Below are 13,628 nucleotides of genomic sequence, written 5' to 3' on the forward strand. Positions count from 1 at the left end.
ATTTTCACGACTACAAAAGAAAAAATATACGGACTGACCAGGCTGGCTAAGTGGCACGAAAAGGTCAGGCAATCCGGCTTCAAATCATTCAATACCGTTGCCCGCTCGATTGAGAATCACTACAAGACCATTGTTAACTATTTTGATAACAGAAGCACCAATGCATCCGCTGAATCTTTCAATGCGAAGATCAAAGCGTTCAGGGCGCAGTTCAGAGGAGTCAGGAATGTAGAATTCTTCCTTTACCGCCTTACCCAGTTATATGCTTAATCCAAGGTGCTCCACAACATTTGGTCTTGATCCATTTTTCAACAAAAGCAAAGGGACGAATTCGGGACCGAACTGCTCAGGCCGAATCTGGTCCCGAATTCGTCCCGCGAAGGCTTGCACATTGCTGATATACAGCAACCTGTATAGGCAGTGAACATCTTGAATGATTAGTTTATGAAACATACTCTTAAACCGAAAAACGTAAAGAATGGAGGCAAGCATATATGCAAATCACTCAAATACTGGGCAGGGGTTTGTGCTTCCGGTACTTTATAACCAGAATTACTTGATATTAAACGTCGCAGGTAGTATCGTCGTCCTGATCATTGCAGACAATATCAATCATTTACCTAGGCGAGTGCGGACGGGTCGTGAAAATCCACCAAGATTAGGCATTCACCCGCCCGGCACAAGTCACAGGCTGGATCTGCGGGTGCTTGCCCGCGGTACTGTTACCCACGGCTTTTTAGTTGAAAATGTAAGCGTGAGCTCGATCTTTTCACCAAAGAACACAAAACCCTCTCGGTTCACGAAACTACAAACGGCAAGAAATCAAACGAAAACGTTGAACAAGTAGCGACCTTTACTAGCCAGGGCTTTGAGATTCCAAAAGAAGCCATCTCGCTTTTAACATTTGACGAGAAATACAAGATTCTTCTGCCCGATACGGCCTGAAAAATCAGTCAACAAACTCACAGGATTTCCATCAAAGGCTTCTCTCAGGGAGCTGTCCGCGAATTTGGAAAAGGCAGGGTAGCTATTTTGGGTGAAGCCGCCATGTTTTCCTCTCAGATAAAAGGACCCACCAAAATACCCTTCGGTCTTCGTTCGGAAGGTGCAGGAAGCAATCTACGGTTTCTTAGAAATCTGGCCGTTGGCTTTCACATCCACTTTGATAACGGTTGGAACCAGGCACCGCGACAAGTCATTTTTTAGTTTACGTTCGGAATAATTGGGAGAAACAGACCGATTCGGTAATATCATAAAAGCGAGCTTTTCGAAGTACAATTCAGAAAAAGCTGGGAGCCCGAATTGTAACAATAAGGTAACCGTTACAAGTATCTCCCATCTGCATGAGAGAGGCGGTTATCGCTACGCAAGGGCGTGAACAGTATGTCCCAAAATCATCAAAACAACGTAAATTTCATGGATTACCCGTATTTGATAGCGAATTAGTTTAGAAATAAATCATACGACACCTGAACCAATAATAGACTCATAATCAACACATTAAACAAATATCGTCCGATGACATGAGATTCGTCGGAGCCGATTAAAGGTCCAATATAAGCGATATAATAGGCTGATAATCTGATAAACTAAGAAAAAAAGAGAGCGAAATTTACGACAAAAGGACGCTCTTTTTTGTGTTGTGCAATCCTACGGTGCAAAAGTCGTACCTTTTACTGGATAAGTTGAGGAAGTTTGCGGCGCTGTTTGAACGTCAATAAAACCCGAATTGAACACTCTATTTTCTGCGCGAACGTATACATCAAGGCAGACTGCCATCTTCGCCACCCAAACACTTCCCGTAGCCGTCGAATACAGCCGTTCCAGCCTCCTCGACCAGATTCTTAAACTTATTCAAGATTTTTTAACAAAATTATCAGTCTACCGTTACGGGTAACACCAGATTTACTTGTCTAATGGCAAAAGCGCACTCATTTGTCGGGTACGGTCATTTTTCAAAACTACATCGTGTTGCAGCAGCCATTACATCACCCGGTATCCAACACCAGTCCACTCCCGGTCCAGGATACGCCCTCCCCAAATCCAGTGCGCGACGACGAGCATCTGATCAGGTTGGCCTTTGCCACAGATCCGGTGTCGGGTTGTGAATTGCTTTTCCGACGGTACTATGCTCCATTGAGAAACCACGCCGTACGTTTTGTGTATTCACGGCAGATCGCCGAAGACCTGGTATCAGATGTATTCTGTACTTTCTGGGATAATAAGCTGCATGAGCAAATCACCACTTCATACCGGGCATATCTGTTCAAGGCCGTGCGCAACCGAGCCCGAAATTATGTGCTTTGGGAGCTCAAAAAAGACAGCAACGGCGCCGAAGAGGGCCTGCTTCTCACTGACAACTCTCCTGGCCCGGACGGCACATTGCTTCTGGAAGAGCTTAGAATGCGGTTAGACCAAAGCATTCAGAACTTACCCAATCAATGCAGGAAAGTGTTCCTGCTTAGCCGGCTTGAAGGCAAATCCTATCGCGAAATCGCCGACCAGACTAACCTTTCGGTAAGGACGGTAGAGGTGCATATCCGAAAAGCACTATCGACGATCCGTCAGGGACTCAACAATGAGTGGATGCTGCTGTTTTTATTTTACTGGGTTCGCTAAGGGCAATGGCGCATTTACTTGTCCATCTCCGAGAAACATCATTCCTATCCAAAATGACTGAGCATATCACTGAGCAAACCCTTTTTCTCTTCTTTGACGGGCGGGCCACCTCATTGCAACGCAAATTGATCGAGGATTGGCTTCAAAATACGGCCAATGAGGAGCTTTATTTTGCCGCGCTGGAAGCATGGGAGCGGCAGCATCCGCAATTGAGCGGGGACGCGGACGACGCGCAGGACCGCTTTTTCTCCTACCTGCGCGAGCCTTCCCGCAATGCCAACCCGGCTTTGCCGCAACAGGTACAGCATGATGACTACCGGTTTTGGTGGCAACGCGGGTTAATGGCCGCTTCCGTAACGATCGCGCTACTTGCCGGCCTGGGCTTTCTTTTTAAGGATACGATCCGTTACCGGCGCTTTGCTACCGATTTCGGAGAAACCCGCTCGATTCAATTGGAAGATGGAAGCCGGGTTACGCTAAATGCCAATTCGGAGCTGAAAGTCCAGCGTTGGTCTAATGAAAACGACAATCGGGAAGTATGGCTGACAGGTGAAGCGGAGTTTGTGGTAACCCATACAAAAGACCATCGCCGGTTTGTCGTCCGCACGCGGGATAACTTTTCGGTTGATGTTTTAGGAACTGTGTTCTCCGTTAACGACAGAGGTTCAAAGGCGACCGTCGCGCTGCTGAAAGGAAAGGTTAATGTCCGGTATACCGAAGCAGGATATGGGCAAAAGCAGATTATCCTCAAACCTGGGAACGTGGTTACAGTCAATGAAAAAGGAAATGTTGCATTGACCAGCCAGACTGATCCCGAGGTGTTTTCATCATGGAAAAAAGGGCAGTTTGTCTTTAACAATTCAAGCCTTTTGGAAATAATGCAACTCATCAAGGACAACTACGGTGTGACCGTGCGGCTGACCGATCCGGCATTGGGCCAAAAACGCGTTTCAGGGACTTTCACGGCACAAAGTGCCCAGGAATTGCTGTCAGTACTTGCCCAGATGTACTCGCTGAAACTCGAACCCGACAATGATAATTTCATTCTGATTTCCCCACATTCAAACCCCATTTAATAACTAATTCCATAATGAAACGAACTGCTACCTGCCTGTATTTACTACTTGCGGCTGGGATTGGGCCAGCTTTGAGTAATCCGGCCAACTTTGCCCAAGAACAGCGAATTTCAAAACGCATGGGCGAGCATGCGCCCCGTAAGCTGAAAGATGTGTTGCTGGAAGTAAAACAGCTGTTCAAGGTAGACCTGCTTTTTGATGAAGAGCTCGTCGAAGGACTTGTCAGTACCGCCGCGATCGAAAAAAACGACCGGGTTGAAAAGGTGCTCGACCTGCTGTTGCTGCCAATGGACCTGCAATACCGAAAGGTAAAAGCCAAGGCTTACATCATTGTTGCAAAGCCATCCCTGAAAACCAAGAATACATCCGATCAGGTGGATACCGTAAGCGACAACCCTATGCGGTCTACGCTTGCGAGTACCGGAACCTCCCTTCGAAACGAAGCGGCCCCGTCTGCCCGGGTAAGCGTCGCGAAAACGGTAAATGGCGTGGTGACTGATAGCCAATCTGGTGAAGGTATCCCCGGAGTTACCGTGCTGATTTCCGGAAAAAATACAGGAACCTCCACCGATGACAAGGGCAAGTACACGATTTCGGTTGAAGATGGCGACGTGCTGGTATTTAGCTACGTGGGGTACCTGGCCCGCGAGGAAAAGGTAGGAAACCGGACGCAGATCGATGTCAAAATGGCGGCGGATACCAAGTCGCTTGAAGAAGTGGTGGTTGTCGGGTACGGGACGCAGAAGCGTCAGGATATTACCGGATCCATTTCTTCTATTTCCGAATCGGAAATCAAGAAAGTCGTCCTCACTTCCGCAGACCAGGCGCTGCAAGGCCGGTCTGCCGGGGTTCAGATGACGCAGACGTCATCAGCGCCGGGTGGAAATACTTCGGTCAGGATACGGGGAGGAAATTCTTTGAGTGCCGGTAACGAACCGTTGTATGTGATCGACGGATTTCCGGTTTACAATGACAATGGGCAGTACAGTTCGGGAGCGCTTAATAATGGTCAGCCTACCAACGTGCTCGCATCGATTAACCCGAGTGATATCGAATCTATCGAGATATTAAAAGACGCCTCTGCAACAGCTATTTACGGAGCAAGAGGAGCCAACGGCGTTGTAATTATCACTACGAAAAGAGGCAAATCGGGCCAATCCAATATAACCCTAGAAGCATATTATGGTTTGCAGCAGGTCAATAAGGAAATTCCGCTGTTGAATGCGACTGACTTTGCGATCGTAGCCAATGAATACCAGAAAAACCTGGGCCGGCCAGCGCCTTATCCCGACCCTCAGTCGTACGGGCAGGGTACCAACTGGCAGAAGGCGGCTTTCCGGACTGCGCCCATTGAAAATTACCAGCTTGCATTCAACGGTGGCGATGCCAAAACCCAATACGCTATCTCGGGAAATTATTTCCGGCAGCAGGGCGTCATTCTCGGTTCGGATCTGAACAGGGGTTCGATTCGGGTGAACCTGGACAGAAGTGTGAGCGACAAGTTCAAGATCGGCATCAGTTTCAATGCATCGCGGACGGTCAACAAGCAGATTACGTCAGACACAGACCCGAACAGTAACAATACGCTCGGCTCGGTATCATCGCTGCTTTCCACGCCTCCAACTGAGCCGATGTATGATCAAAACGGCAATTACAGCCGGTTTATCGACGCCAACAGCAACTTTGTGATCAACCCGATCGCGCGATTGCTGGAAGTTACCAACGAGTCGAAAACCAACCGGGTACTGGGCAATTTTTTCGCCGACTATAAGATTCTGGAAGGTTTAACGGCCCGCGTGAGCCTGGGTGCCGACCAGATTTCGGTGAAAGAGGATTACTATCTCCCCGCATTCATCCAGGATGCTGGTGTAGACGCGGTGGCCAGGCTAGGTTTTGTTCAAAGTTTCAGCTGGTTGAACGAAAACACGCTTACCTATCAAAAAACGTTTGCAAAAAAACACGCCTTAACTGCCCTATTGGGTTTCACGCGCCAGGCATTCACGCGTGAGTCTGCACGAACTGGTTCCCAGCGTTTCGTGAACGACATTCTAGGCTCAAATTCGCTGGGCAGCGGCGCATTGACTTTGCCCCCGCAATCGGGCAAGACCGATTGGGCACTCGAATCCTACATTGGTCGTGTCAATTACGGCTATCAGGACCGGTTTTTGGTGACCCTGACAGGCCGGATTGACGGGTCTTCCCGCTTTGGTGCCGACAACAAGTACAGCTTCTTCCCGTCCGGATCGGTTGCATGGCGCATTTCCGAAGAGAAATTTTTGAAACCAGTGAAAGTGGTGAGTGATCTCAAACTGCGCGTAAGTTATGGCAGGACCGGTAATCAGGAAATCCCGCAGTATCGAAGCTTAGCGGCCCTGGGTAACAACAACTATCCTGTTGGTGGCGTGATCAATAGCGGACTGAGCTCGACGCGGGTTGCCAATCCGAATTTGCGCTGGGAATCGACTGACCAGTTCGACGTCGGTGTTGACGCGGCTTTTCTGTCCAACCGCATTCAGCTTACCGCCGATTACTATCACAAGAAAACGACCGACCTGCTTCTGGACGTAGCCATTCCGAACAGTTCCGGCTTTGGATCAGCGCTCCAAAATGTGGGAAGCACGCAAAACAAAGGACTTGAACTGGCTTTGAACACGGTGAATATCGATGGTAAATTCAAATGGAGAACATCGGCCAATATCACCTTTAACAGAAACAAGGTACTTAACCTGGGCGGCGACTATGAAAGGCCGTCCGGGCAGGCAAGTCCCAATTCGCAGATTCCCTATTCAGGCATTTTGCGCGTGGGCGAACCGGTTGGGATATTCTACGGGTATGTTACCGACGGCTTGTTCCAAACGCTGGACGAGATCAAACAATCGGGTCAGCCATCTGCATTGCCCGGCGACCGACGCTACAAGGATCTTAACGGTGACGGGGCGCTGGACGCCAACGACCGCACGATCCTGGGATATGCGCAGCCCAAATTTTTCTATGGGATCACCAATAATTTTTCGTTCAACAATTTCGACCTGAGCGTGTTTTTTCAAGGTGTGGAAGGCAACAGCATTTTGAACCTGAACCTGCATTCTGAAATCAACAACAGTGTGTTGGATGCTAAAAACCGCTGGTTGCCAACCAATACAAACACGGATGTGCCCAGAACACCTACGAACGGGCGGGTTGTCGATAAGCTCGTCGAAGATGGCTCTTTCCTTCGCCTGCGTAATATCATGCTGGGCTATAACCTTCCCAGGAATGCCTCAAACTTCTTGCATCTGCGCTCGGCGCGAGTGTACGTCAGCGCTCAGAACCTGCTGACATTCACCAAGTATACCGGATACGATCCCGAAGTGAGTGCATTTGGCCAGGATAATTTAAGTGTCGGCGTCGATCGCGGGAGCTACCCGGTCGCCAAACTATTCACTTTCGGAATCAATATTGGTCTTTAACCCTTTGAGCTAACCATGAAATTCAAACATATGATTGCCGGTTTGATACTGGCGGTTTCTCTTCCAACGCTTTACAGCTGCGAAAACCATTTTCTGGACGAAGACCCGCAGGACTTCTTATCACCTGTCAATTTTTACCAGTCCGAGGCCGATGCCAATGCCGCCGTCATAGCGACCTACGCGAATTTGAGGGGCACCTATAACCAGAATATGTACTTTCTGGCTGACTTACCGTCCGATCAGACCAACCCGGGAACCGGTTCGAACATCGACCGCACAAACATCGATAACTTTCAGTTTGAGCCGACCAATACCATTACGACCGCGGTTTGGAACGAGAGTTATTCGACGATCAACCGCGCCAATGCCGTCATAGAGCGTGTCCCGGGCATTGCCATGGACGCAGGCCGGAAGAATGCAATTATCGGCGAAGCCCGCTTTCTGCGCGCATTAAGTTACTTTCACCTGGTCCGTCTTTTTGGGGGAGTGCCGCTGCGTTTGCAGGAAACCACTTCATTAACGGGCCTGGATATTGCCCGAAGCCCGGTCGAAGAAGTATATGCGCTGATCATTGCCGATTTGAAAGAGGCGGAAACTTCCCTACCCGACCAGCAGATGGGCGCCAACCTGGGAAGAGCCAGCAAAGGAGCCGCTTCAACGCTGCTGTCATATGTATACCTGACCCAAAAGGACTGGACCAATGCAGCGGCCAAATCCCAGGAAGTGATTGACAAGGCTGCTACTTATGGCTACTCGCTTTTCGAGAATGCGGCAGATATATGGAAAATACAAAACGAAAACAAGCAGGAGCATATCTTCATGTGCCAATACCAATCTGGTCCCGAAGGTTTGGGAAGCCAGTACAACCACTTTTTCACATCGCGGCAAGCCAATGCGATTTTGGTTGGTGGCAGCGGTTATGCGATCCATCTGGTGGAAGATGCATTCTGGAAATCCTTCACCCCGGGCGATACCCGGCGCGATGCGTCGATTCTTTCGAGCTTCACCGATCCGAAAACGCAGAAGGTGATCACCTACCCTTCCACCCTGCTGTCCGAGCTCAGCATATTTAAATATTATGACCCGGCCTCATTTGCCCGCAATAACAATAATAACAACTACCCTATCCTGCGGTTCGCCGATGTGCTGCTGATCAATGCGGAAGCGCTTAACGAGGCTGGCGGCCCCAGCGAAAAGGCGTACGAAAGCATTAACAAGATCCGCCTCAGGGCAAAACTGACGGAATTGAAAACGGGCCTGACCCAACAGCAATTCAGAGACGCGGTATTGCAGGAAAGAAGCTGGGAGTTTTGCTTTGAAAGCAAGCGGTTTTTCGATCTCATCCGTACCGAGACACTCATTCCGGTGATGAAGGCGGCTGGAAAGAACCCTCTTCCGAGAAATTTGCTATACCCTATTCCGCAGAGAGAAATCGATGTCAATAACGAAATCGAGCAAGCTGACCAAAACCCGGGATATTAAACTAATGCGCTATTGGCTTTCCACAATCATTTTGCTGCTGTTTTTTGGCACAAAAGCAGCCAACGCGCAGGAGATTATCCTGCGCGGCAAAGTCCCTGTTTACATTCACCCCGAAGAACCGGCGCCCGTCCGCAAGGCCGTGACCGATTTGCTTCGGGATTTGAACACAGTTTTGGGACAACCTTCCCAGGTAGTTGACAAGTTGCCGGAAAGCGGCCCGGTAATCATCGTCGCCACTGGAAACCGACACAAAGCTTCCCGGCCCCCAGTGAGCGGCTGGGAAGCGCATCAGGTTTATGCATACCGCGGCCGGGTAATCCTGAACGGCGCTGATATGCGTGGGACGATCTACTCAGTCTACACTTTTAGCGAGCTCGTTCTGGGCGTGAAGCCATTATGGTTCTGGACCTCAGAAAAGCCGGCTCAAAAGAAGCAGGTTCTGATCGCGCCGGATTATCTGAAAGTGTTTTCGTCGCCATACGTGAAGTACCGCGCCTGGCTGCCCAATGATACCGACTTCCTAACCCCATGGCAAAAGCTTTCACCTGAAAATTATGAGGCTTTCTACGAAACCATGCTTCGGCTGAAACTCAATACCCTGGAAGGATCCATTGCCGACAAAAGCAGTTTCACGGCCCCGTTTACCGCCGGTAAGGATGCCACCATCGGCCAGCAGCGCGGCCTGATCACAACAGGCCACCACATGCAGATTTTCGGTTCGAATTATTCCAACTGGGCAGATTATTGGCAAAAAATCCGCAACCTGCCTGTGCCTGAGCTGAAAATAGCAAACCGGGATGCTTTGAAAGAATGGTGGGCTTATCATATTGACCTCGCCGTGAAAAACAAACTGGACGTTATCTGGCTGGTGGGCTTCCGCGGTAACCGGGACATCCCTTTCTGGGAATTTTTTCCCGACGCCCCCTCTGATCCGGCAAGCCGGGCAAAGGTGATTGATGAGATGGTGCATATGCAGATTGATCTTTTGAAAGAAAAAATCAAGGATCCGCATCCGCCGATGCGGTTGACACTTTACAACGAAATGTCAACGTTGGTCGCTGGCGGGTTCTTCCAATTACCTGACGAACCTTCATTGATCCGAAATTTCGTCGCCGCGCGCCGTGACCATTTCCCGGCGGCTGACGTTCGTTCACATCGGTTCTCAGGCGAGCCGGCTGGTTATTACATGAACTTTCAGTTTACTTCAACGGGCTCCCACCTGGCGCAGGCAGAAGGGCCCAGGAAAATGCAGCAGAATTTTCGTATGGTCGACAGCCTGAGCAGGAATAAGTTGATTTTCTCTGTAGTCAATGCGGGCAATATGCGCGAGCATTTGCTGGAATTGTCGGCCAACGCGGAAATGATGTGGAATTTCAAAACGTTCACGCCCGAAGCGTTTTTGCAATCATTTAGTGCCAACTACTTCGGCGATCCATTCGGAGCGGAAATCGGAGCGCTTTACAATGACTTTTTCAATTCATACTGGCAACAGAAAAAAGGCGACCTGCCGGGTTTTGCACGGCAATACCTGTTTCAGGATATGCGCTATGCCCGCGCGATGGAAATGCTGCTCAATGATCTGGAAAACCGAAAATACAGTGTCAACCCGCTGGATAATCACCCGATGGACAATCCTGACAAAGGCAGCGTTGGCTATTTTCGAGTAATCCCGGCCGATAATGCGGCGACAGACCAACTCGACGCTTTGCTGAAAGGCACCACTTCCAGCATTGCCAAACTCGAAGCGGTTGTAGCCAAGGCCGACCAGCTCTACGCCAAAATAAAGGAAGGCAGGCATTTCTTCGACGACAACCTGCGCGGTCAGGCATACCTGATGCTGCACCTGAACCACTCGCTGCAACTGGTGACGCTGGCCTATGGAAAACAAGACGACAAACCGGGCAAGCGACAACTGATCGGGCAAAGCCTGGATCAAATCCACCTCGCCCAGCAGCGCCTTCGACAATCCGAACATGACCGGTTTGCAGGTTGGTACGCAAACGATACCAAGTTTGGCATGAAAAATATTGAGCAGCGGCTCATTAACCTGTACAAGCAACTGGCGCCTTGATCACTGGGGCGCTATTTGCGGCACAAATGCACGGATAGCAAAAAATTATGTACGTTTTGCATTGAGTCAAGATTCTCAAAGCCGGTAATTTGTATGCTTACCTAAATCTCAACCCGCGGCAACGAGAGTCGGCTGCTGTGCTGAAATAAGCTTCACCTAATTGATATTTCATGAAGAAACGTTATCTGCTGCTATCTTTCCTGGGCTCATATTTGACCTGTTCCGCGCAGCAAGTCACCTGGCAAGAGTCTTCGTTTCCGCTTGCGGTCAATGAACAGCATTCGCTTATGGCCGCCTGGGAAAAGAAACCGGTTTTAGAATCCAGGCTGATCGACGATATGGAGACCGGGGATAAATGGAAGGTAACCAGCATTGGCCGGATGAGCTATACCAAAGACCGTGCAAAGGATGGTAAGCAATCGCTCAGGTTCACTACTTCTGTCCGCGATACGGCCTATCTGGCCCTGCCGGGCAACAAAAACAAATGGGGCTCGCAATTTTTCAACATTTCAGGTCAGGCCGGTGCGGTGTCCGTACAGCTGCAATTCCAGACGCCGCAGGACTGGTCGAAATACAACCGTATATCCTTCTGGGTGTACGTGCATCCGACCTCACTTCCAAGGCATAATATCAACTTGGGCATCAGGAACGAGGGCACGGTTTCAACGATTCTAAGCTCAGCCAGAAGTCATTATGCCAATGACCTCAAACCAGGCATGTGGAACCATGTCATTTTTGAAATGCCCCATTTGGAGCGCGACAAAGTGACCCAGTTCAGCATTACCCGTGAGTTGACCGGCAATAATCCCGGGGAGGACGAATTCGTGACCTACGACATTGATAACCTGGAAATCCAAAGCGTGCAAACCGACCAGTACGAAGGCTGGAATGTAGCGCCCGGAAAATTCTCGTTCAGCCACATCGGCTACCGTCCGGCTGACGCCAAAGTCGCCCTGGTCGGCGTAGGTGGCGGCGACAAATTTGAGCTAATCGATGCCGGAGAAAAAGTGGTTTTCACTGGTAAGGTGCAAGTTGTGAAAGGTAAAAACGAAGTTTTCAGCCAACTGGATTTTACCGGTTTTAAAAGGACAGGGATTTATCGCATGCGGTGCGGCAAGTTGCTGTCAAACCCGTTTCCAATCAACGAAAGCGTGTGGCTGGGGCCCATTACAAAAGGGCTAAACTTCTATTTCTGTGAACGTTGCGGGTACGAGGTGCCGGGTCTTCACAAGGCCTGCCATATGGATTGGCAAGGCTTTCGCGGCGATGTGAAAAAGGTCATCAACGGTGGTTACCACGATGCCGGCGATCTCTCGCAAGGCATCTGGCGCACTTCCATGGCCACCTACGCGATGCTGAGCAACTTGGACGTATTGCAGAAAGGCAGCGACAATTCCGGACTGGCCGAACAAATGCGGGCTGAAATCGCCTGGGGCCTGCAATACCTGCTCAAAACGCGATTCGGCGACGGTTACCACATTCACTGGTGCCGCATGCGCATGTTTACAGATAATATCATCGGCACGGTGGACGATGTATTGATCCCTGCCGAAAACCTTGCCTGGGAAAATTTCCTGGCCGCAGCCGTGGAAAGCAAGGCCGCCAAAGTCTTTGAAAAATCGGACCCTGACCTCGCCAAAGAGCTGCGCGCCGCAGCGACCGACGACTGGCACGCTGCCGTGGCTTCACGCAAAACTTGGGACGAGGCTACTTATGAAGAAGCGTCCTGGGGAGCAACCGCGTCCCTGTTACTGGCCAGGCTGACCCGTGAAGAAAAGTATAGCGAAAAGGCCGCATTGTTCGGAAATCTGATAGTAAAATGCCAGGAGCAGCGTTTTATCGACGGCATTCCTATCACCGGTTATTTTTACTCCAATACCAAACGCGAGCAGGTGATCCATAACAAACATTCTGCATTCGAGGAGGCGCCCATGATTGCGTTGGCAATGCTTTGCCAGGACCTGCCCGAAAATGAAAGCTGGATGCAGTGGTACAGCGCGGCGACCTTATATAGTGAGTTTTTCCTGAAACGCGGCAGCAAGATATCGGCGCCATACAACCTGCTGCCCAATTCGGTATGGTCGAAAAGCGAGGTAATGGAGGACAAAGATGAGAAACGGCGCCCTACGCTTTTGAAGCAGTTTAACGATGGCACCAGGCTGAACGACAAATACGTGCTGCGCACCTTTCCAATCTGGAACGATAACCTTTTTCATGGGAACACTAACATCCAGCTTTCGGGCAGCTGGGCGCTGGCCGAAGCGTCGAAGCTACGCAATGATTCCGAGGGAATGAAGCTGGTTGGAAAGCAGCTGGAATGGGTCATGGGCGCAAACCCCTTCGGGCAAAGCCTGATGTACGGCTCCGGCTACGACTTTCCACCGCAGTTTGCCTACTGTTTAAAGGATATTGTCGGTTCTCTGCCGGTTGGCATGGATAGCCGGGCTGGCGATATGCCCTACTGGCCTGCCACCAACAGCGCTACCTACAAAGAAATGTGGATGGAGCCTGTGAGCCGGTTTATGGGCGCTGTTTCAGTTTATTCCTCAATGAATCAATCCCTGAAAGCCGGTCCGCAGCCTGGAAATGACATTCAGGTTGAGACTAAGTCCGTACAGGCTGACAATGGAACCGTGAATATTACCTTGACGATTTCCGGTACTGGCCAGCACGAGCTTTATCTGAATGCTTTCAATGCAACCTCGGACCTTCACGCCAAACAATTCCGGCTCTTGGCCGGTAAAAAAGAAAGCATACTGTTTCAACTTTCTGTCGCCGATAAGACTAAACCATACGTCGCTGTCATTTCAATCGATAAAAACCTAAGTCTCAATCAGGAAATCATGGGATCTTACAGTGATATTTCTGCATTGGAACACTGACAGTACCCTATTATACTAAAACCGAAACATGATTAACAAAAAAGGCTCA

The 13,628-nt window shown here is 49.9% G+C and carries 7 protein-coding genes; all 7 read left to right on the forward strand.

The window, feature by feature from the left end; genetic code table 11:
- Nucleotides 1–270, forward strand: a 270-nt coding sequence (locus tag BLQ88_RS36005) for a transposase (RefSeq protein WP_143017000.1), incomplete at its 5' end; no start/stop codon positions are given.
- 1,701 nt (nucleotides 271–1,971) lie between these two features.
- Nucleotides 1,972–2,619: an RNA polymerase sigma-70 factor gene (locus tag BLQ88_RS36015; RefSeq protein WP_090157875.1), complete on the forward strand. Its 648-nt coding sequence runs from the start codon at nucleotides 1,972–1,974 to the stop codon at nucleotides 2,617–2,619.
- 53 nt (nucleotides 2,620–2,672) lie between these two features.
- Nucleotides 2,673–3,695 carry a FecR family protein gene (locus BLQ88_RS36020; RefSeq protein WP_176885210.1) on the forward strand — a complete coding sequence of 341 codons (1,023 nt, stop codon included), beginning with the start codon at nucleotides 2,673–2,675 and terminating at the stop codon, nucleotides 3,693–3,695.
- 14 nt (nucleotides 3,696–3,709) lie between these two features.
- On the forward strand, nucleotides 3,710–7,144 hold the full coding sequence (locus BLQ88_RS36025) for a SusC/RagA family TonB-linked outer membrane protein (protein ID WP_090157859.1): 3,435 nt from the start codon (nucleotides 3,710–3,712) through the stop codon (nucleotides 7,142–7,144).
- A 15-nt stretch (nucleotides 7,145–7,159) separates the two neighbouring features.
- Complete coding sequence (locus BLQ88_RS36030; protein ID WP_090157860.1) at nucleotides 7,160–8,626, forward strand: RagB/SusD family nutrient uptake outer membrane protein; 1,467 nt, start codon at nucleotides 7,160–7,162, stop codon at nucleotides 8,624–8,626.
- Nucleotides 8,580–10,697: a glycosyl hydrolase 115 family protein gene (locus BLQ88_RS36035; RefSeq protein ID WP_090157861.1), complete on the forward strand. Its 2,118-nt coding sequence runs from the start codon at nucleotides 8,580–8,582 to the stop codon at nucleotides 10,695–10,697. Before BLQ88_RS36030 ends, BLQ88_RS36035 begins: the two co-directional genes overlap by 47 nt.
- A 170-nt stretch (nucleotides 10,698–10,867) precedes the next feature.
- A complete protein-coding gene (locus BLQ88_RS36040) occupies nucleotides 10,868–13,579 on the forward strand; it encodes a glycoside hydrolase family 9 protein (protein WP_090157862.1) in 2,712 nt (903 codons plus the stop codon).
- The last annotated feature ends 49 nt before the right edge of the window (nucleotides 13,580–13,628 follow it).

Origin of the sequence: Dyadobacter soli (assembly GCF_900101885.1) — a bacterium.
GTDB lineage: Bacteria > Bacteroidota > Bacteroidia > Cytophagales > Spirosomataceae > Dyadobacter > Dyadobacter soli.

Bases quoted from the DNA above. Each gene is read 5' to 3' on its own strand.
- BLQ88_RS36025 (WP_090157859.1), top strand. From the start codon at position 3,710: ATGAAACGAACTGCTACCTGCCTGTATTTACTACTTGCGGCTGGGATT.
- BLQ88_RS36040 (WP_090157862.1), top strand. From the start codon at position 10,868: ATGAAGAAACGTTATCTGCTGCTATCTTTCCTGGGCTCATATTTGACC.
- BLQ88_RS36020 (WP_176885210.1), top strand. From the start codon at position 2,673: ATGACTGAGCATATCACTGAGCAAACCCTTTTTCTCTTCTTTGACGGG.
- BLQ88_RS36035 (WP_090157861.1), top strand. From the start codon at position 8,580: ATGTCAATAACGAAATCGAGCAAGCTGACCAAAACCCGGGATATTAAA.
- BLQ88_RS36030 (WP_090157860.1), top strand. From the start codon at position 7,160: ATGAAATTCAAACATATGATTGCCGGTTTGATACTGGCGGTTTCTCTT.